This is a genomic window from Rhizobium sp. BR 317, from assembly GCF_047445835.1.
Lineage (GTDB): Bacteria > Pseudomonadota > Alphaproteobacteria > Rhizobiales > Rhizobiaceae > Rhizobium > Rhizobium paranaense.
In genome coordinates, this window is the sequence record NZ_JARWLB010000015.1 from 29,388 (window position 1) to 48,148 (window position 18,761).

At 61.1% G+C, this 18,761-nt stretch carries 15 protein-coding genes and 1 tRNA gene; 10 read left to right on the top strand and 6 right to left on the bottom strand.

All coding sequences use genetic code 11. From position 1 onward, the window contains the following. The first annotated feature begins 13 nt into the window (after window positions 1-13). The 4 genes from QD357_RS21740 (at window position 14) to chrA (QD357_RS21755) (ending at window position 6,710) form a co-directional block, all read left to right on the top strand. On the top strand, window positions 14-1,966 hold the full coding sequence (locus QD357_RS21740) for an acetoacetate--CoA ligase (RefSeq protein ID WP_107107077.1): 1,953 nt from the start codon (window positions 14-16) through the stop codon (window positions 1,964-1,966). A 352-nt stretch (window positions 1,967-2,318) separates the two neighbouring features. After that, window positions 2,319-4,238 carry a DEAD/DEAH box helicase gene (locus QD357_RS21745; protein WP_107107235.1) on the top strand — a complete coding sequence of 640 codons (1,920 nt, stop codon included), beginning with the start codon at window positions 2,319-2,321 and terminating at the stop codon, window positions 4,236-4,238. Window positions 4,239-4,487: 249 nt separating this feature from the next. Beyond that, window positions 4,488-5,300, top strand: coding sequence for a chromate resistance protein ChrB domain-containing protein (locus tag QD357_RS21750; protein ID WP_414125020.1), 813 nt, complete (start codon window positions 4,488-4,490; stop codon window positions 5,298-5,300). A gap of 6 nt (window positions 5,301-5,306) precedes the next feature. After that, on the top strand, window positions 5,307-6,710 hold the full coding sequence (gene chrA / locus QD357_RS21755; RefSeq protein WP_107107078.1) for a chromate efflux transporter: 1,404 nt from the start codon (window positions 5,307-5,309) through the stop codon (window positions 6,708-6,710). Between the two features lie 63 nt (window positions 6,711-6,773). Here the strand turns inward: chrA (QD357_RS21755) and chrA (QD357_RS21760) are convergent, their stop codons facing one another. Further along, entirely contained in the window at window positions 6,774-8,027 is a 1,254-nt protein-coding gene (gene chrA / locus QD357_RS21760) for a chromate efflux transporter (protein ID WP_107107236.1), read from the bottom strand. A 124-nt stretch (window positions 8,028-8,151) separates the two neighbouring features. Continuing rightward, window positions 8,152-9,066, bottom strand: a complete 915-nt coding sequence (locus QD357_RS21765; RefSeq protein ID WP_107107079.1) for a DMT family transporter — start codon at window positions 9,064-9,066, stop codon at window positions 8,152-8,154. A gap of 175 nt (window positions 9,067-9,241) precedes the next feature. On the opposite strand from QD357_RS21765, the gene QD357_RS21770 reads away from it, so the two are divergent. Both QD357_RS21770 and QD357_RS21775 read left to right on the top strand, forming a co-directional pair. Continuing rightward, complete coding sequence (locus QD357_RS21770; protein WP_107107237.1) at window positions 9,242-10,132, top strand: LysR family transcriptional regulator; 891 nt, start codon at window positions 9,242-9,244, stop codon at window positions 10,130-10,132. Beyond that, window positions 10,056-10,427 carry a GFA family protein gene (locus QD357_RS21775; protein ID WP_414125045.1) on the top strand — a complete coding sequence of 124 codons (372 nt, stop codon included), beginning with the start codon at window positions 10,056-10,058 and terminating at the stop codon, window positions 10,425-10,427. Before QD357_RS21770 ends, QD357_RS21775 begins: the two co-directional genes overlap by 77 nt. Window positions 10,428-10,447: 20 nt before the next feature. On the opposite strand, the gene QD357_RS21780 is transcribed toward QD357_RS21775, so the two are convergent. Next, window positions 10,448-14,080 (bottom strand): ATP-binding protein, encoded by a 3,633-nt coding sequence (locus tag QD357_RS21780; protein WP_414125021.1) that lies wholly within the window; start codon window positions 14,078-14,080, stop codon window positions 10,448-10,450. A gap of 223 nt (window positions 14,081-14,303) precedes the next feature. Here QD357_RS21780 and QD357_RS21785 point away from each other — a divergent pair, with 223 nt between their 5' ends. Together QD357_RS21785 and QD357_RS21790 are read left to right on the top strand one after the other, a co-directional pair. Next, on the top strand, window positions 14,304-14,753 hold the full coding sequence (locus QD357_RS21785) for a phasin (protein WP_107107081.1): 450 nt from the start codon (window positions 14,304-14,306) through the stop codon (window positions 14,751-14,753). A gap of 223 nt (window positions 14,754-14,976) precedes the next feature. Further along, window positions 14,977-15,053: transfer RNA gene (locus tag QD357_RS21790), tRNA-His, on the top strand. 50 nt (window positions 15,054-15,103) lie between these two features. Here QD357_RS21790 and QD357_RS21795 read toward each other — a convergent pair. Beyond that, a complete protein-coding gene (locus QD357_RS21795) occupies window positions 15,104-15,250 on the bottom strand; it encodes a hypothetical protein (protein ID WP_181316005.1) in 147 nt (48 codons plus the stop codon). A gap of 111 nt (window positions 15,251-15,361) precedes the next feature. Continuing rightward, on the bottom strand, window positions 15,362-15,676 hold the full coding sequence (locus QD357_RS21800) for a hypothetical protein (RefSeq protein ID WP_146143973.1): 315 nt from the start codon (window positions 15,674-15,676) through the stop codon (window positions 15,362-15,364). 320 nt (window positions 15,677-15,996) lie between these two features. Between QD357_RS21800 and QD357_RS21805 the strand changes: the two genes are divergently transcribed. Further along, a complete protein-coding gene (locus QD357_RS21805) occupies window positions 15,997-16,155 on the top strand; it encodes a hypothetical protein (protein ID WP_181316006.1) in 159 nt (52 codons plus the stop codon). A 114-nt stretch (window positions 16,156-16,269) separates the two neighbouring features. Here the strand turns inward: QD357_RS21805 and QD357_RS21810 are convergent, their stop codons facing one another. Further along, window positions 16,270-17,151: a LysR family transcriptional regulator gene (locus tag QD357_RS21810; RefSeq protein ID WP_107107084.1), complete on the bottom strand. Its 882-nt coding sequence runs from the start codon at window positions 17,149-17,151 to the stop codon at window positions 16,270-16,272. Window positions 17,152-17,263: 112 nt separating this feature from the next. Between QD357_RS21810 and QD357_RS21815 the strand changes: the two genes are divergently transcribed. Then, window positions 17,264-18,760: a CoA-acylating methylmalonate-semialdehyde dehydrogenase gene (locus QD357_RS21815; RefSeq protein ID WP_107107085.1), complete on the top strand. Its 1,497-nt coding sequence runs from the start codon at window positions 17,264-17,266 to the stop codon at window positions 18,758-18,760. Window position 18,761 lies beyond the last annotated feature (1 nt).

Here is an 18,761-nt window from a genome sequence, read left to right on the forward strand (position 1 = left end):
CGGAGGAGATAATATGCGAGACAGTCAGCCGCTCTGGACGCCATCGGATGAATTTCGCCGGCAGAGCCCGATGTTCGTCTTCATGGAAGACTGCAACCGACGCTTCGGCCTTTCGCTCTCCGATTTCGCCAGCCTGCATGCCTGGTCGATTGCCGACCGTGAAACCTTCTGGACGGCAGTGTGGGATTTCTGTGGCATCAAGGGAAAACGCGGCGAAAGGGCGCTAATTAATGGCGACCTGATGCTGGAGGCGCGTTTCTTTCCCGATGCCGAGCTGAATTTCGCTGAGAACCTTTTGTCGAAAAGCGGCGAGGGCGATGCGTTGGTCTTCTGGGGCGAAGACAAGGTGCGCGACCGCTGGTCCTGGGATCGGCTCTCGGCCATGGTATCGCGCCTGCAGCAGGCCTATCGCGCCCTTGGCATCGGCAAGGGTGACCGCATCGCGGCGATGATGCCGAATATGCCGGAAACCATCGCCTGCATGCTGGCCGCCGCCTCGATCGGCGCCATCTGGTCCTCCTGCTCCCCGGATTTCGGCGAGCAGGGCGTCTTGGATCGTTTCGGCCAGATCGAGCCGAAACTCTTCATCGCCTGCAGCGGCTATTGGTACAGCGGCAAATTGCAGGATGTGACGGCAAAGGTCAGTGCCATCGCGCAGCGCCTCGGCGCGCCTGCCGTCATTGTTCCCTACGCCGGCGATGCCGATGCGGTCGCGGCTGTGACGCCGGATGCAAGAACGTTGGATGCGTTCATCGCGCCCTTCGAGGCGAAGTCCGTCGAATTCGTGCCGCTGCCATTTTCGCATCCGCTGTTCATTCTGTTTTCCTCGGGCACGACGGGCGTGCCGAAATGCATCGTCCATTCGACCGGCGGCGCATTATTGCAGCTCATCAAGGAGCACCGCCTGCATTGCGGCGTGGTCCCCGGCGAAAAGGTCTTCTACTTCACCACCTGCGGCTGGATGATGTGGAATTGGCTGGTGACCGGGCTTGCCGCTGGCGCTACGCTCTGCCTCTATGACGGTTCGCCCTTCGCGCCGGATGGCAATATCCTGTTCGACTATGCGCAGGCGGAGAAGTTCGCCGTGTTTGGCACCTCGGCCAAATATATCGATGCAGTGCGCAAGAGCGGCTTGACGCCGAAGACGTCGCACGACCTTTCCAGCCTGCGGCTGATGACGTCCACCGGCTCGCCGTTGTCGCCGGAAGGCTTCTCCTTCGTCTATGAGGGCATCAAGGACGACATCCAGCTTGCCTCCATCTCGGGTGGCACCGATATCGTTTCCTGCTTCGTGCTCGGCAATCCCTTGCAGCCGGTTTGGCGCGGCGAAATCCAGGGGCCTGGCCTCGGCCTTGCCGTCGATGTCTGGAACGAAGAGGGTAAGCCGGTGCGCGGCGAAAAGGGCGAGCTTGTCTGCGCCAAAACCTTTCCGTCGATGCCGGTGATGTTCTGGAACGATCCTGATCGTGTCAAATATCACGCCGCCTATTTCGAGCGTTTCGACAACGTCTGGTGCCATGGCGATTTTGCCGAATGGACGGAGCATGGTGGCTTGGTCATCCATGGCCGTTCGGACGCAACGCTCAATCCCGGTGGCGTGCGTATCGGCACGGCCGAGATCTACAATCAGGTCGAGCAGATGCCCGAAGTCCTCGAAGCGCTCTGCATCGGCCAGGATTGGGATGACGACGTGCGTGTCGTGCTTTTCGTCCGCCTGGCCGCGGGCGCGGTGTTGACCGAAGATCTGGCCAAGGCGATCAAGGCCCGCATTCGCACCGGCGCCTCGCCGCGGCATGTACCGGCCAAGATCATCGCCGTCACCGATATTCCGCGCACGAAATCGGGCAAGATTGTCGAGCTTGCTGTCCGCGACGTCGTGCATGGCCGGCCGGTGAAGAACAAGGAAGCGCTCGCCAATCCCGAGGCGTTGGACCTCTTTTCCGGGCTGGAGGAGCTCAAAAACTGATAGTCCCTTAAAACTCATGGGCAAACGCTGACCTATCGGCGGTAACCCGGCGTTAAGAGAGATTGGTCAAAGGTAAAGTCCAACTTGGGGCTGTTCGTATGAGTTAGGACGGCTTGGAGCCGTGAGGCTCCCGAGACATGACGTTGATTGACTCGAGCTTTCGTTAGGCAGCATAGACCTCAAAGGCAGCGCCATCCGCTGCCTTTTTTTCGTTGTGCGCCGCACAAATACGCGCCTGCTCTGTACAATGGCTTGCCGACCAAGTATGTGCACGCCTGAAGAAGAGGCCTGCAACGTGCGGGCCACGACGATCCGCGCCGGCTGGCGCGCGAAGAATTCCGAAAGACAAGATATKACCGAATTCGAAGGCATCGCTCCTGCGATCGCCCAGGCTTTGGCAAAGCGCGGTTACGAAGCGCTGACGCCGGTACAGAAGGCCATGCTCGATCCCGGCCTTGCCGGCAAGGATGCATTGGTTTCGGCCCAGACAGGCTCTGGCAAGACAGTTGCCTTTGGCCTGGCGCTGGCGCCCAGCCTGCTGGAAGGTGCCGAGCGCTTCGGCCCGGCCGGCACGCCGCTGGCATTGGCGATCGCGCCGACCCGCGAACTGGCGCTGCAGGTGCAGCGTGAGCTGGAATGGCTGTATGAACTGACGGGCGCGACCATTGCCTCCTGCGTCGGCGGCATGGACATGCGCACCGAAAAGCGGGCGCTTGAGCGCGGCGCGCATATCGTCGTCGGTACGCCAGGCCGCCTTTGCGATCATATTCGCCGCAATTCGCTTGATATCTCCGGGCTCAAGGCCGTGGTGCTGGACGAGGCCGACGAGATGCTCGATCTCGGCTTCCGCGAGGATCTCGAATTCATTCTGGAAACTGCGCCCGCCGACCGGCGGACGCTGATGTTTTCGGCAACCGTGCCTCGTTCGATCGCAAAGCTCGCCGAAAACTACCAGCGCGACGCCGTGCGTATCGCCACCGCTTCGGAAACCAAGCAGCATGTCGATATCGACTATCGCGCCCTGACGGTCGTCCCGAGCGACAGGGAAAACGCCATCATCAATGTTCTCCGCTATTACGAAGCGCAGAACGCTATCGTCTTCTGCTCGACGCGTGCCGCGGTCAACCATCTGACGGCGCGCTTCAACAACCGAGGCTTCTCCGTCGTTGCGCTTTCTGGTGAGCTTAGCCAGAGCGAACGCACACACGCGTTGCAGGCCATGCGCGACGGTCGCGCCCGCGTCTGCATCGCGACCGACGTCGCCGCCCGCGGCATCGACCTGCCGGGCCTGGAACTGGTGGTTCACGCCGACCTGCCGACCAATCCGGAAACCCTGCTGCACCGCAGCGGCCGCACCGGCCGCGCCGGCCGCAAGGGCGTCAGCGCCTTGATCGTGCCGCTCAGCGCCCGTCGCCGTACCGAACGCCTGCTGGAAGCTGCCCGCATCCGCGCCACCTGGGCAAAGCCGCCGTCAGCCGACGAGGTGAGCCTGCGTGACGATGAGCGTCTTCTCGCCGATCCGGTCTTTGCCGCGCCGCTTGCTGAAGATGAGCAATCGATCGTGCAACAATTGCTGGAGCGCCATGGCGCCGAGCAGGTTGCCGCTGCGTTCCTGCGGCAATATCGGGCCGGCCACTCCGCGCCTGAAGAACTGCAGGACGTGCCCGCCGAAGGCGAGCGCAGAAAGCCACGCCGCGACGATTTCCCCGTCACTCACCACGACGGGCCGTCCGCCGGACGCAACGACTTCACCGACGGCGTCTGGGTGTCGCTCTCGGTCGGCCGCAAGCAGAATGCCGAGCCGCGCTGGCTGATCCCGATGCTCTGCCGCAATGGCAACCTGACCAAGCGCGACATCGGCGCAATCAAGATGCAGCCCGAGGAAACCTTCGTCGAATTTTCACAAGAAGGCGCCGAACGCTTCCTGTCGGCCATCGGCCCGGACAAGACCTTGGAAAGAGGCATCCGCGTCAAGCCGCTCGCTGGCATACCGGATTTTTCGCAGGCGAAGCGGGAAGGAACCTACGGCAAGACGAAGCCCTTCGCCGACAGGGATGCCCGCCCACAGGACGGCGGCAAGCCGAAATGGAAGTCCGACCGCAAGCCGGAACGGGCGCATGCAGGCGAGGGCAGAGTTTCCGAGCGTTCGGACAAGAAGCCTTGGGCAAAGAAGCCCGGCAAGCCGAATTTCGCCAAGAACGACGGCCCTCCCAAGGGTGGCAAGCCGAACTCAAGGGCCGCGCGCAAGGCTGCGAAGTCTCGCGGGGAGTAATCCCGGCTGCCGCGCTCCATAGGGGCGCGGCGTACTCTATCGCAGATATTTTGCCGCGACAGCCATGTCACGGTCACCATAGGAGTCGGCTGCGGAAGTTGAGAAAATGTCTGCTGAGCGCGGTAGGCGGTTATTCGGCTTGACATTTGGATCACGTCCGGCAGAAGATTGTCCATGGGGTTGCGATCACCCCATGAGGCCACGGCTGAAGAATCGCGTCCTGGAACCCGAGCCAACGGAGGACGCGTTATGCCGTCATTTCTGGAAATTACACCCGACAAGCTGAATCGTATTATCGGCACGCCCAACTCGCCGACGATCATCGACGTCCGCAACGACGAGGATTTCGCTGCTGATCCCCGTCTTATTCCCGGCTCGATCCGTCGCGATTATCGAACGGTAACCGACTGGACGAACGAACTGGCTGGGCCAGCCATCGTCCTCTGTCAGAAGGGACAGAAACTCGGTCACGGAGTCGCTGCCTATCTTCGTGTCTTCGGAAAGGAGGCGGAGGTTCTCGAAGGCGGTTTCGAGGCGTGGCGGAGCGCGAAGGGTGTACTGGTCCCCGAGGAGAAGTTGCCGCCCCGAGATGCCAAGGGACGAACCGTCTGGGTCACAAGAGCACGGCCGAAGATCGATCGCATCGCTTGCCCATGGTTGATCCGGCGCTTTATCGATCCGTCAGCGATCTTTCTGTTCGCCCCGGCAGTTGAAGTTTTAGCGGTCGCTGATCGCTTCAAGGCGATGCCCTTCGACATCGAGGATGTCTTTTGGAGACATCGCGGCGAGCTGTGCACCTTCGATGTCATGATCGAAGAGTTCGGCCTCGGCACCGAGCCCCTCCTTCATCTTGCAACCATCGTTCGAGGCGCCGATACCGCCCGACCCGACCTGGCACCTGAAGTATCCGGACTGCTCGCAGCCTCGCTCGGGCTTTCGCGGATGTTCAACGACGACTTGGAGCAATTGGAAGCCGGCATGACGTTATATGATGCCTTCTATCGTTGGTGTCGTGATGCGACAGAAGAGACGCACAATTGGCCCAACCCGAGGAAGGCATGAGAGCCTATGACCGACCTCGTAAAGAACGCGGCAGCGCGATCAAACTCGGCTGACTGGGATGTTGTCCCGCTCGGCGAGGCTATCAAGGTCTGGACCCGTGTTGCCGCCCTGAGCTTCGGCGGGCCTGCTGGACAAATCGCCGTTATGCACCGCATCGTCGTTGACGAGAAGAAGTGGGTAGGAGAGCATAGATTCCTTCATGCTCTGAACTACTGCATGTTGCTGCCGGGGCCAGAAGCACATCAGCTTGCCATCTATATCGGCTGGCTGCTGAACAGGACCCTGGGCGGTATGATCGCGGGCAGTTTGTTCGTCCTGCCAGGCTTCCTTGCGATCCTCGCACTCAGCTACATCTACGTCTTGTTCGGGAACTTGACCTTCATTGAAGGCATGTTCTTCGGGCTCAAATGCGCCGTGCTGGCGGTCGTAATCCAGGCCGTCTTCCGCATCGGTAGCCGAGCCCTCAAAAACAGGACTATGATTGCATTGGCCACTGCCGCCTTCGTTGCGATCTTCTTCCTGCACGTTCCGTTTCCGCTAATCATCGTTGGGGCGGGACTTATCGGTTACCTTGCCTCTCGCGGAGGGGTAGCGGCCTTCAAGGCGGGCGGCGGGCACAAGTCGGGCTCCGAGGCAATCCTGGAAGACAAGGACTCCGTTCTTGGCGAGGAGATTCCTCTGCACGCTCGACCAAACCTCGCCTGGTCTCTCAAGACCTCAGGTGCGCTGGCCGCCGCGTGGCTTATCCCGGTTGCTGCCATCCTGATCACGCTCGGCCCCGACAACGTCTTTTCCAAGATCGGGATATTCTTCAGCGAGATGGCAATCGTAACCTTTGGAGGTGCGTATGCCGTGCTGGCATATGTCGCACAGGAGGCGGTACAGCAGTTGGGCTGGCTGCGGCCGGGTGAGATGCTGGACGGTCTGGGGATGGCGGAAACGACTCCTGGACCGTTGATCATGGTGACGCAGTTCGTTGGGTTCCTGGCAGGCTATCGTAATCCCGGGACTCTCAGCCCTCTTACAGCAGCAACTTTCGCCGCCGTGCTCACAACATGGGTCACGTTCCTACCGAGCTTCCTTTGGATTTTCGCAGGCGCGCCATTCATCGAGAAGATGCGCGGCAATGTCGTTCTGACCGGTGTCATGTCAGCGATAACGGCAGCGGTCGTAGGCGTCATCTTGAACCTCGCGATTTGGTTCGGGCTCCATGTGCTGTTCCGCGAGACCACAAGTTTCACCTATGGCTCTTGGACGATGGATGCACCCGTCCTAACCTCACTTTCATTGCCCTCGCTGGTACTGACTCTCTTGGCCGCGACAGCCATCTTCCGTCTGAGGATGTCGGTGATAACAACCCTATTGGCATCTGCCGCTTTGGGCGTTGGCTGGACCGTCTTTGTTTCGTGACGGGCACCGTCGCCCGGGTGACCAAGCCCTCGGAGAGTAGGCCCAGCCCATAACATGCGGAAACTACGCCATTTGCAAAATAAGCGCGCCGGCGGCCATTAGTACAACGACGATCCATGGCGGCGCCTTCCACACCACCAGTAGAAGAAAGCCGGAAAGGGCAAGGGCAAAATCGGCTGATGAGAGGACCGCACTGGTCCACACGGGATTATAGAGGGCGGCGCCCAGCACGCCGACCACGGCTGCGTTTGCGCCGCGCATGGCCGCCTGAGCCAGCGGATAGGTGCTGAGCCTGTCCCAGAAAGGCAAGGTGCCGACGAGCAGCAGAAAGCCGGGCAGAAAAATAGCGAGCAGACAGATGACTGCGCCTGCAAGGCCCTGGGGAGAGGGCACCATCGCCGCCCCGAGATAGGCCGAAAAGGTGAAGAGCGGGCCGGGTACGGCCTGCGCAACGCCATAGCCGGCAAGGAAGGCGTTTTCCGATATCCAGCCCGGCCTCACCACCTCTGCCTGAAGCAGCGGCAGCACGACATGCCCGCCGCCGAACACGAGTGCGCCGGAACGATAGAAGGCATCGAAGAGACGCAGCCCCTGCCAATCCAGAGCCGAAACAACGAGCGGCAGCCCGAATAACAAAAGCACGAACGCCAGCAGACAAAAGAGGCCTGCAGATCTGGATATTCCGAACGAAAGACTTGGCTTGTGCCCGACCACAGCTCCGCGACAAAGTGCAAGTCCTGAAACGGCACCCAGCACAATGGCTCCGAGCTGGCCGAGCGTCCCGCCAAACGTCACCATGAAAATCGCCGCGAGCGCGATGCCGGCGCGCGGCCGGTCTGGCGTCAGCGATTTTGCCATGCCCGAGACCGCTTGGGCGACAACAGCCACGGCAACGAGCTTCAACCCATGCAGCAAACCCTGCCCGAGGGGATTGTCGAGGGCAGTGGCCGCGGTGGCGAAGATAAAGAGGATCAGTGCCGATGGAAGCGTAAAAGCGCTCCATGCCGCAAGCGCGCCCAGCGGGCCAGCCCGCAACAAGCCCATGGCAAAGCCGACCTGGCTCGAGGCAGGTCCCGGAAGGAACTGACAGAGGGCAATGAGATCGGCATAACCCTTTTCGTCGATCCACTTCCGCCGCGCCACGAGTTCGTCGCGGAAATATCCGAGATGCGCGATCGGCCCGCCGAACGAGGTGAGGCCGAGCTTAAGGAATGCGCCGAAGACCTCCCAAGGCGTGCCCGCCGGTGGAACTACCGCTCCGTCTTCGGCTGCCTCGTTTGCGTCCACGACTACGTCTCCCAATTTCGCTCGGTCCATATCCCCGTCGTCAATGACGGCGCGATGACAGTAGACGACTGGGATATTTTCTTGCAACGAGCCGCTTGCCGTTGATCGGTCCGCGGACGCAGCAGAAATGTCTGCTTCGGAACAAGAGGATACGTCAGACCTTTTCCACTGAAGGGCCGCGCGAGGTCAGCCAGACCCCCACCAGCGTCACCGCCAATCCTACGAACATCGCCGTTGTCAGCGGTTCGGAAAATAAGGCCCAGGCCCACAGCATGGTGACGGGTGGACTGAGATAGATGGCCGCGCTGACCTGCGCCACCGGGAAGAGGCGCAGGCTCGTATAGTAGACCGAGTAGGCGGCAAAGGTTGCAATCAGCACCAGCCAAATCATGCCGATCGCGAAACCGCGGGTCATCGGTGGCGCAAGATCGCCCTGCATCATGGCGCAGACGCCGAACAGCACCGAGCCCGTAAGAGTATGGATGCAGAGGCTTTGGTGAACGGGCATAAGCCTGGTCCGCCGCCTTTTGTGCAGAACCGATGCGAAGGCAAAGACGAGCATCGAGCCGACCGTCAATCCATAGGCCCAAAACGGGGCCGCGCCGAAGTTGAGGCTGTCTAGCGACACGATCAACACGCCGGCCACAGCAATCGCCGTTCCCAGCCATTGGCGCCCGCTCAGCCGTTCCCCCAAGACGGGTTGTGACAAGGCCGCAATCGCCAGCGGCAGGAGATCGGAGATCAGCGCCACTAGCCCCGTCGGTACCCGCTGTTCGATCGCCAGCGCAAAGCCGCCGAGATAGAGGAAGACAGACATCACGCCGAACAACATCTGATCCGCTATCGCGCGCAGCCGCATCCGTGGCCCGATCGCCAATGCAAAAGGCAGCAGGACCAATCCCGACAGCAGCGTCCGCCAGAACAGGACCAGTATGACGCTGGCCTCCTGGCTGGCATAACGAATACCGACGAAGCCGGAACTCCAGCTAAAGATCAGCAGCGTCGCCATCAACGGCCAAAGGAAGCGGCTGTTATTTAATATGGGCCGGGAGAGGGGCTGGTCAGTCATAAGGCTCTCGGTTGAATGTCACCTGCCTTTCAGCCATAGGCCAGGGCCAATTCGATTACACATGACAAATATCGATCATCGCATGACATATCAGTCTTAGAACTAATGAATATTTGCCAGATGCTGTCGGAATATGCATTCTCTCTGCGAGACTATCATGCGGGCCGAGTTTGCCATGACCGAGTTCACCAGCCGACGTTTGGAAATCGACGCGTTGCGCGCGCTATGGGCGATCCGCCATCACGGCGGCATTACCCGCGCGGCCGAAGCCCTGGGCCTGTCGCAATCCGCCGTCAGTCATAAAATCAAGCGGCTTGAGACGAGCCTCGATTGCGATCTGCTGAGCCGCAAGCCTGGAGCGTCGATGTTCACCGCGGCCGGGGAGGATCTGCTTGACTATGCCGGGCGCATCCTCGGCCTGCATGACGAGGCGCTGTTGAGCCTGTCGAAGACATCGCTTGCCGGGCGCGTCGCCCTTGGCCTGACCGAGGATACGACCTGCACAGACCTTGCCCGGATATTGGGGCGATTTCGCCGGCTGCATCCGAATGTCTCTGTTCGCACCAAGGTCCGCATGAGCTTGATTCTCAGGGGCATGCTCGAGCGGGGAGAGCTTGACGCCGCCATCGTGCAGGTTTTCGCCCATGAGGTCCGCCCGACCGATGTCGTTCTCTTCCGGGAGGCGCTTCATTGGGTCAAGCATCCGGACCTTTCCTTGCCGCCAGGCGAGCCAGTTCCTTTTCTGTCCTTCGACGATGAATGCTTCTATCGCCGCTGGGCGCTCGATATCGGACAGGACGGCGGGGTGGTTCTCGAAACCGTATTCGAATGCGCGAGCGCGGCGGGGATCGTCGCGGCTGTTACTTCGGGCTTGGGCGTGGCGCTTCTGAACGGCCGTCACCTGCAGCCCGAAATGGAGATCATCACTCATGGCCTGCCGGCACCGCCTGCCTTGGCCTATGTGGTGCGCCGCGGCCGCAAGGTGAGAAATCCGGCGCTCGATACGCTTGTGGCGGAGATCGAAAGCGAAATCAGCCGTTACGGCGGGCTGGCTCTGGCGAGCTGACAGGGGATTTGCAGGGATCTCGCGACTGGGGCAGAATGCCGCCTTCGAACGGGCACCGGAATGGAGCGGCATGCTCATGCTGATCGGCTCATGTCACTGCGGCAAGGCAGGCTGGACGCTCGAAGGCTGGCGCGGCCTGAGGCTTCAAAAGGATGGCCGCCGACGCATTGCCGTCAATCTCCGGCTTGCTCCACCGGATCTCGTCTCCGACCTGCCTATCGATCACTTCGATGGGCTCGACACGTTTGAAGACCTTCCTTCGAAAGGACGGTGCGTGCGCGATCTCTGGTTCTGATGACGAGCTGGCGATCTCTCTCAGTTCGCCAGCACCCTCGGCGAGGGGAAGGTAATCTCGACCAGCGTGCCTTCATTCGGCGCGGAATTGATCGAGAAGGTTGCCCTGTTGGCATCGACCATGGCCTTGGTCAGCGGCAGACCGAGGCCGGTGCCGTCGCCGCGTTTGCGGGCATTGGTCGAGACCTGTCGGAAGGGTTTCATCGCCTGCTCCAGCTCGCTGCGGGTCATGCCGACGCCGGTATCGCGGATGCGCATGACGACGCTGCCATTGCCTTCGTAAGAGGTGGACACGACGATCTGGCCGCCTGATGGCGTGAAGCGGATGGCATTCGACAGGATGTTGAGCGCGATCTGCTTGATCGAGCGCAGGTCGGCCACGACATTCGGCACGGCTTGCGACAGCGCCGTGCGGATGATGACACGCTGGCTGTTGGCCTGCGGCTGCACCAGCGATACGGCTTCGGCAATTGCCTCGTTGAGGCCGACGGACGAAAATTCCAGGTCCATCTCACCGGCTTCGATCTTGGAGATGTCCAAGAGATCGTTGACGATGTCGAGCACATGCCGGCCCGAGCGGCCAATATCCGCAGCATATTCGATATAGCGGGAGTGACCGATCGGCCCGAAGCGCTCGCCGGCCATCATGTCGGAAAAGCCGATGATGGCGTTGAGCGGCGTACGGATCTCATGGCTGACGCGGGCAAGGAAATCGGTCTTGTGGGCATTGGCCGTCTCCGCCGCGCGCTTGGCATTGCGCAACTCTTCCTCGGTGCGCTTCCACTGCGTGATGTCGCGAATGACGGCGCAATAGCCGTTCGAGGAGTTTAGGCGCCCCATGGTCATGAACAAGGGCACGAAGCCACCCGATGCCTCGCGGCCGATCACTTCACGGCCGTCGTTCAGCACGCTTGCGACACCATGGCCGGAGAGACCGCCGAGATAGTCCAGCACGGCCTTCTGGCTCTCATGTGCAAAAAGCATGACGAAAGGTTTGCCACGGGTTTCCTGGTCGTCATAGTTGAAGAGCGCGCTTGCCGAGCGGTTCATCGACCGGATTTCGCCCTCCTGCCCGATGATGATGACCCCATCCGTTGCCGTTTCCAGCGTCGAACGCAGCTCTTCGATTTCGACCTGCAGCTTGGCGAGCTTTTCGACCATGCGTTCCGGCCGCGCTTCTTCCGGCACGGGCTCCGGCGCAGGGGCCTCGCTCTTTTCGAGCGGCATCAGCGCCAGCATCAAAGCGGTGCCGTCTTCCCAACGGATCGATTGCAGCCGCGCGGTAACAGGCACGAGCGTATCGTCGGCGCGCACCACCATCATCGTCCCCGGCTGCTCGGTCTTGCCTTCGAGGTCATGGCGCTGCAGCAGCGCATCCAGCCCGCCGACATGGTCCAGGTCCGTGAGGCTTTCATAGCCCGTCAGCCGCAGGAATTCCGGGGTGCCGTGGATCAGCCGGTCGCCGGCATGCACGAGGATGGCGAGGGGCAGTTGATCGACGATCTCGGCCGACAGGCCGTCACGCATTTTCACGCGCGGCGGAATGGCGGTGCTCAAGACTTCAAGCGGGTCGATGTTTTCTTCAGGCTTTTCTGCCTCGGCCACAGGCGCCGGCATGTCCTGTTCGGATTGTGCAGTGTCGCCGCTTTCCGACTGATCTTTGGCAGCAATATCGTCGGCCGGCGCCTCGACAGCATCGGACAGAACCTCATCCGCAGCATTCGGCAGCGGGGAGATGCTCACCACCTCTTCGGACTGTTCTGTCGTTTCAGGCTCGCCGCTCGGCGGCTCGGCGCGTTTGCCGAAGGGGTCGAGCTGCCGGGCGATCTCGCGGAAGGCTGCCTGTTCGCTCAATGACAAGCCGCCTGGAGTCTGCATGCGGCGCTCGTGCAACCGGATGACCTTGTCGGATTCCCGGCGGTTCGGCGTCTCGGCAATCTTCAGGGCAGGCGGCTCGTCATCCCTGGCAACGGGTTCGTTCGTTGCCTCGGGTCCTGCTTCGCGAGCCGTCTCCTCTTCTGCGGCGACATTTTCCTCCGTCGCGTCATGCAATGCTTCTTCGGTAATTGCCGGCGCAGCCGTCTCGACGGTTGGCTTGTCAACAGTGCCCGGTGCCGCCTGTTCGTCCTCTCCATCCAGCCGCAAGCCAAGCTTCATCGGATCTTCTATGGCATCGGACAGGCGGACGACGCCGAAGCCTCTGAAACCGTCGAATTCGCGGCTGCGCGTATAGGTCGGCAACGCAGCCAGATCGACCGGCACTACCAGGTTGGTATTTTCCACCGGCCAGTAGATCGTCCGACCGGACCATGTGTCGCGCCGGGCCAGAAGCTCGGCGATCTTGCCGTCCGGATCGAGATTGAAATGCTTGGCGATGTCAGCGAAGGCGACGCCGGTTACTTTCGTGGCATGTGGGCCGACGGCTTCAGCGAACTCGCGCGAGACTTCGCTGAAGCGGCCTTCGGCGTCGATCCTCCAGACGAAGCGCGTGGCGCGGCCGCTGCGCTTGAAGGTGAAACCCTCCAACTGGTCGGTTTCGGGAACGCCTGCCTCGGCTGCGACGGGCTCAGCGCCGGCTTCAGCATCCTCCGCCCGCTTTTCTCCGGTGCTCGGTCGGAGATCGTCATCGGCCTCTGGTACAAGCTCGTCGGCATGGGCGGCCGCCTCGATCTGTTCGGGCGTCACGCCATCCATCATCACCAGCGCGTCGATATTCTGACCGACGGCATCGGTGTGTGCATGTACCTCTTCATGGTCGGCGCCAGATGTTTCCGGCGCATGCTCGATGTCCTCGATATCGGCCACCGCGTCGATGACCTCAGGGGAGAGAACTTCTGGGGCAGGCGCTGCGTCGGCAACGGGCATCTCCTCAGCCGCTGCTGTCTCCAGCTCATTCCGCGCCTCTTCCGCTTCCGGTTCGATCGCGGCGCCCGTTGCGGAGCCGGCAGATGCTTCGGCCCCGAGGCTTGCCGTCGGGTCGAGACCACCGGCTGCGGTATCGACGACGAAGAGCAGATGCAGGGCAGGGATTTCCGACAGCTTGCCGACGGCGGCGGGCAGATAGCCATGGCCGGTCGGGATCGGCCGCTTGATAAGCCGCTCCGCCTGTGCCCCCGCCATGGTCGTCAACATCCTTGCGGTTTGCGGCGTCACGCCCAGTGCATCAAAGCGGGCGGAAGCGGCGATGACTTCGCCGTCGCGGCCGATCACGGCCATATGCGTATCGGGATCGTCGAAGCCGTCGATCATCCGTTTTGCACTCTCGGCCGCGGCGAGCGGTTTGGAGGAGACCGGGGAAGAAAACAGGACCGCCTCTTCACCGGCCTGGACCTGGATGATTTCGACCGCGGCATTGACGACCGAGCGCTGGAAGCCGGAGGCCATGCGGATCAGGAAAGTGCGCTGGTCGCCGACCGCACCAAGTCCGCGCGCCGTCGCCTCGATCTGGCGGAAGGAGACATCGCCGGTCTTCGGTCCCTGGTCGAGGAAATCGTAGATGATATCGTAGCCGAAGAGGTTGGCGCCGGCGCCGTTGGCCCAGAGCACGCGATCCAAGCCGGTCGAAAACAGCACCATGGCTTCGCCGCGCGCAAAACGCTCCCGAACGCGGGGGTGCACGGCAATGTCAATGAACGGATACTGAATTGCGGGCATGTTCCGACCTGTTTTGCGGGCGTGATCGCCTCTCTTACTTTAACGCTTTATTAATAACGGCGCCCCGGTTTCAGGTCCAGCGACGGGCCAGGTTTTTGACTGGAAGGGTTAACGCGTTGTGCATCGCAAAAAAGATGTTGCACTGCACAATAGTTTATATTATATAGGGCTCAATCAATTCACCAAGGGCGCCTCTGAGGAGGGCCCGTATAGGAGCGCTATCATGGCTACTGTAAAGAAAGACGACGTTTTTTCAACGGCTGCATTCGACCCGTCCAAGCTCTCTGAATCCTTCCGCGACTTCGCCGAAAAGGGCGCTACACAGTCCAAGGAAGCCTTCGCCAAGATGAAGACGGCTGCCGAAGACGCTGGCAAGACCCTCGAGGCCACTGTCCAGACCGCCCAGGCTGGCTCCGTGGAAATCGGGCTCAAGACCATCGACGTGCTGCGCGCCAATGCTGAAAGCTCGCTGGCGCACATGGAAGCTCTGCTTCGCGTCAAGTCCGTCGCCGAACTCTTCGAACTGCAGACCTCCTTCATCCGCAAGCAGGCTGAAGTTACCGTCGAGCAGGCCAAGTCGATCCAGGAAACCACCAAGAAGGTTGCCGAAAAGCTGGCAAAGCCGGCCAAGGACGCTGCTGAAAAGGCCATGTCCTCCTTCAAGGTTGCCTAATTCTTAAAAAACCTCCCAAGATCGGAACGTCCCGTTTTCAGGTGAACACTGGAAACGGGACGTTTTTGATTCAGCCTCACAACGCTTTTCGCAGGCTCGTCCGACTGCGATATGTGCTTTGGAAGGCGGTCATGCCCAGCTTTTTCATATTGCAGGGAGATAGGACTTGAAATAATTTCAAAGTCCTCGTATGTCACCCCCGTTCGCGGCGACGCGAGCATGTGCGGTTGTAGCTCAGTTGGTTAGAGCGCAGGTTTGTGGCACCTGAGGTCGGAGGTTCGAGACCCCCCAACCGTACCATTTCTCCCCATAGATCAAACGATAGCAGGCAGCCGGATATCAGCGGCGGGCTATTTCTTGTCCTCAGGCTTCTTTGCGACATGTCCCGGTGAGATTGGATCGCTCGCAGGAAAGGTCTCCTCAAGCGCCTCTTCGAGATAATCGTCCTGCTCCTTGCGTTCTTTCTCGGTCAGCTTCGGTTTCTTTTTCTCGCTCATGATCTTTGCTCCCTGAGACGTTCTTAGGATTCTAGGCCACGACCGGCCCTTGTCCAGCGCCGTGTCACCTCGATGCGGTCGCGCATCTCTGGTGCTCGCCCAAAGACACTCCTAGAACGTGATCCGCGAGACGATCTTGGCGCGGCCGCGGGGCGGTATTGCGGGCGTTTCGGGCGGCACCCTGAATGTCCTTCTGGCGGCGGGCTGGGCAGCGCCAGGGATGGCTTTTTTGACCGCCGCGATATCCTCGGGGCTGACCTTGGAGGCGGCACACGCCCCCTTCTTGTTCCAGAGGTTATCGGCGATGCTGCTGCCGACCGCTGCAGTGATGGCCGTCCCGGCCACATCGTTTCGCTGAACCTTGTTCGCCTTCACCAATCCCTGGATGGCTTCGCCGAGGATATCCGCGGAGTCCTTGAACGACACGTTGCGCACCTGGTMGAACCTTTTCCGGGGGGAGCTGCGAATAGTCGATGCTCGTGCATGCGCTGAGACCGCCGGCGAGCGCCGCGAAGAATACCCCGCCTTTCAACATCAAGCGCCCCTCGGACCCTGCCTGGATGAAAACGAAAGTCTATTATTCTACTTATGCACGAACTGGTTCCGTGCGCAAATGAAACGGGAATTCATGCCGGGGCAGGGGAGCCAGGCCATGGCGTTCTCGGTGGGCGGCTGGAATTCCTGTGGAACCCTGCCTGTTCGCCGTCGTTCTGTTCATATCAACAATAAGACAGAAGGACCTGGCCATGTCCGTGCCACGCGAGCCGATTCCCGAAAAGCCACCGATGCCCGGTCCCGGCTGGGCACCCGTGCCGCCGATAGAGGAGCCGGATCCCGACAGGCTGCCGGATGAAATTCCCGTTCCCAATCCCGATGAGAACGAAGAGCCGCCGAAGCATGCCTAACGCATGTTGCGCAAAAGTGTCCGGCGGTCTTGCGAAAACGACATGCAAAAACAAGCAGCCAAAGCGCGGGAGCGAATCTGAAAGATCGCGACGAGCTTTAGAGGCCTGACTGCTTCAGAAAAACATCCGCCTTTCCTCGCTCACCAACTCCTGCAGAAAATCCGCGACGGTGCGCACCCGCACCAGATCGCGGGCGCTTTCGTGATAGATGGTCCAATAGGCGCGTTTGATCGAGACATCGGGAAGAATGCGGATCAGCTCCGGATATTGCCTGGCGATGTAATCGTGCAAAATGCCGATGCCGGCGCCGGAGCGCACCGCTTCCGTCTGGCCGATGGAGGTGGAGATTTCGAACGATGCGTCCCAGCTCCGCATGATCTCGCCGGAGAAATTCAGGGATGCGGTAAAGATCAGGTCTTCGACATAGCCGATGCGCGGGTGCAATTTCAGTGCCTCCACGCTGTCCGGCAGGCCTGCCTGATCGAGATAGGCCTTCGAAGCGTAAAGGCCGAGCGTATAGTCTGTCAGCTTGGATGAGATCAGACGACCCTGTTCGGGGCGTTCCAGCGTGATGGCGATATCCGCCTCGCGCTGCGACAGCGAAAAGGAGCGGGGCACCGGCACCAGTTGGATGCGCAGTTCCGGATAGCGCGCAATCAGCCGGCCCAAACGGGGGGCGAGGAAGGAGACGCCGAAACCGTCCGGCGCGCCGATGCGCACCGTGCCGGTAATGGCGCTGTCGAGATGGCCGACACTTGCCTGGGCGCGCAGCATCTCGGTTTCCATGCGCTCGGCTGCATGCAGGAAGATTTCGCCCTCGGCGGTCAGATCGCAGCCATTGGTGCGGCGCACCAGCAGCCGCGTCTTCAGCCGCTCCTCCAGCGTCGTCACCCGCCGGGAGAGCGTCGCGTGGTTGACCCCAAGCCGTTTCGAGGCCGCCAGGATCTGTCCCGTGCGGGCAACAGCGAGGAACATGCGGACATCATCCCAATCCATATGCACATCCAGGGCTTTAATTTCTGCACAACGGTTGCTTATAACAGCTCATTGATTTGTGCAAATTGAAGTGCGATCCTGTCACCATTCCAGAAAACGAGGAGGCACATCCATGCAAGAGATCGGTCATTTCATTGGCGGCAAGCACGTCGCTGGCACCAGCGGCCGCACGAGCAACGTCTACAATCCGGCAACCGGCGAAGTGCAGGCGACCGTCGCGCTCGCCAGCGTCGAGGAAATCCGCGCAGCCGTCGAAAACGCCAAGGCCGCGCAGCCGAAATGGGCCGCCACCAATCCGCAGCGCCGCGCTCGCGTTTTCTTCAAGTTCGTCGAACTCCTGAACCAGCATATGGACGAGCTGGCTCTGTTGCTCTCCAAGGAGCACGGCAAGACGGTCGAGGACTCCAAGGGCGACGTTCTCCGTGGCCTGGAAGTCTGCGAATTCGTCTGCGGCATCCCGCATCTGCAGAAGAGCGAGTTCACCGAAGGCGCCGGCCCGGCGATCGACATGTATTCCATCCGCCAGCCGGTCGGCATCGGCGCCGGCATTACGCCGTTCAACTTCCCGGCCATGATCCCGATGTGGATGTTTGCCCCGGCGATCGCCTGCGGCAACGCCTTCATCCTGAAGCCGTCCGAGCGTGATCCGTCCGTGCCGCTCCGCCTCGCCGAACTGATGATCGAAGCCGGTCTGCCCGCAGGCATCCTGAACGTCATCAATGGCGATAAGGCAGCCGTCGACGCCATCCTGGCCGATCCGGATATCGCTGCCGTTTCCTTCGTCGGTTCCACGCCGATCGCCCGCTATGTCTATGGCACGGCGGCGATGAACGGCAAGCGCGCGCAGTGCTTCGGCGGCGCCAAGAACCACATGATAATCATGCCGGATGCCGACATGGATCAGGCCGTCAACGCCCTGATGGGCGCAGGCTATGGTTCGGCCGGTGAGCGCTGCATGGCAATCTCCGTTGCCGTTCCGGTGGGCGAAGACACCGCCAATCGCCTGGTCGAAAAGCTCGTGCCGAAGATCGAATCCCTGCGCATCGGCCCCTACACCGATGACAAGGCCGATATGGGCCCGCTCGTCATCAAGGATGCGTATAACCGCGTCAACGGCCTGATCGACCGCGGTGTCGAGGAAGGCGCCAAGCTCGTGGTCGATGGCCGCGGCTTCAAGCTGCAGGGTTATGAGGACGGCTATTTCGTCGGCGGCACGCTGTTCGACCACGTCAAGCCGGACATGGACATCTACAAGACCGAAATCTTCGGACCGGTCCTCTCGGTTGTCCGCGCCCAGAACTACGAAGAAGCGCTCGATCTGCCGATGAAGCACGAATACGGCAATGGTGTCGCGATCTACACCCGCGACGGCGATGCCGCCCGCGATTTCGCCTCGCGCATCAACATCGGCATGATCGGCGTCAACGTTCCGATCCCGGTTCCGCTCGCCTACCACTCCTTCGGCGGCTGGAAGGCGTCCAGCTTCGGCGACCTCAATCAGCACGGCACGGACTCGATCAAGTTCTGGACCCGCACCAAGACGATCACCGCCCGCTGGCCGTCCGGCATCAAGGGCGGGGCTGAATTCGTCATGCCGACGATGAAGTAAC

Excerpts from the sequence above, each read along its gene's own strand:
- QD357_RS21795 (WP_181316005.1), bottom strand. The coding sequence starts at position 15,250 with ATGAGCGAGAAAAAGAAACCGAAGCTGACCGAGAAAGAACGCAAGGAG.
- chrA (WP_107107236.1), bottom strand. The coding sequence starts at position 8,027 with ATGGACCGAGCGAAATTGGGAGACGTAGTCGTGGACGCAAACGAGGCA.
- QD357_RS21740 (WP_107107077.1), top strand. The coding sequence starts at position 14 with ATGCGAGACAGTCAGCCGCTCTGGACGCCATCGGATGAATTTCGCCGG.
- QD357_RS21785 (WP_107107081.1), top strand. The coding sequence starts at position 14,304 with ATGGCTACTGTAAAGAAAGACGACGTTTTTTCAACGGCTGCATTCGAC.
- chrA (WP_107107078.1), top strand. The coding sequence starts at position 5,307 with ATGACCGACCTCGTAAAGAACGCGGCAGCGCGATCAAACTCGGCTGAC.
- QD357_RS21770 (WP_107107237.1), top strand. The coding sequence starts at position 9,242 with ATGACCGAGTTCACCAGCCGACGTTTGGAAATCGACGCGTTGCGCGCG.
- QD357_RS21805 (WP_181316006.1), top strand. The coding sequence starts at position 15,997 with ATGTCCGTGCCACGCGAGCCGATTCCCGAAAAGCCACCGATGCCCGGT.
- QD357_RS21815 (WP_107107085.1), top strand. The coding sequence starts at position 17,264 with ATGCAAGAGATCGGTCATTTCATTGGCGGCAAGCACGTCGCTGGCACC.
- QD357_RS21750 (WP_414125020.1), top strand. The coding sequence starts at position 4,488 with ATGCCGTCATTTCTGGAAATTACACCCGACAAGCTGAATCGTATTATC.
- QD357_RS21765 (WP_107107079.1), bottom strand. The coding sequence starts at position 9,066 with ATGACTGACCAGCCCCTCTCCCGGCCCATATTAAATAACAGCCGCTTC.
- QD357_RS21780 (WP_414125021.1), bottom strand. The coding sequence starts at position 14,080 with ATGCCCGCAATTCAGTATCCGTTCATTGACATTGCCGTGCACCCCCGC.
- QD357_RS21810 (WP_107107084.1), bottom strand. The coding sequence starts at position 17,151 with ATGGATTGGGATGATGTCCGCATGTTCCTCGCTGTTGCCCGCACGGGA.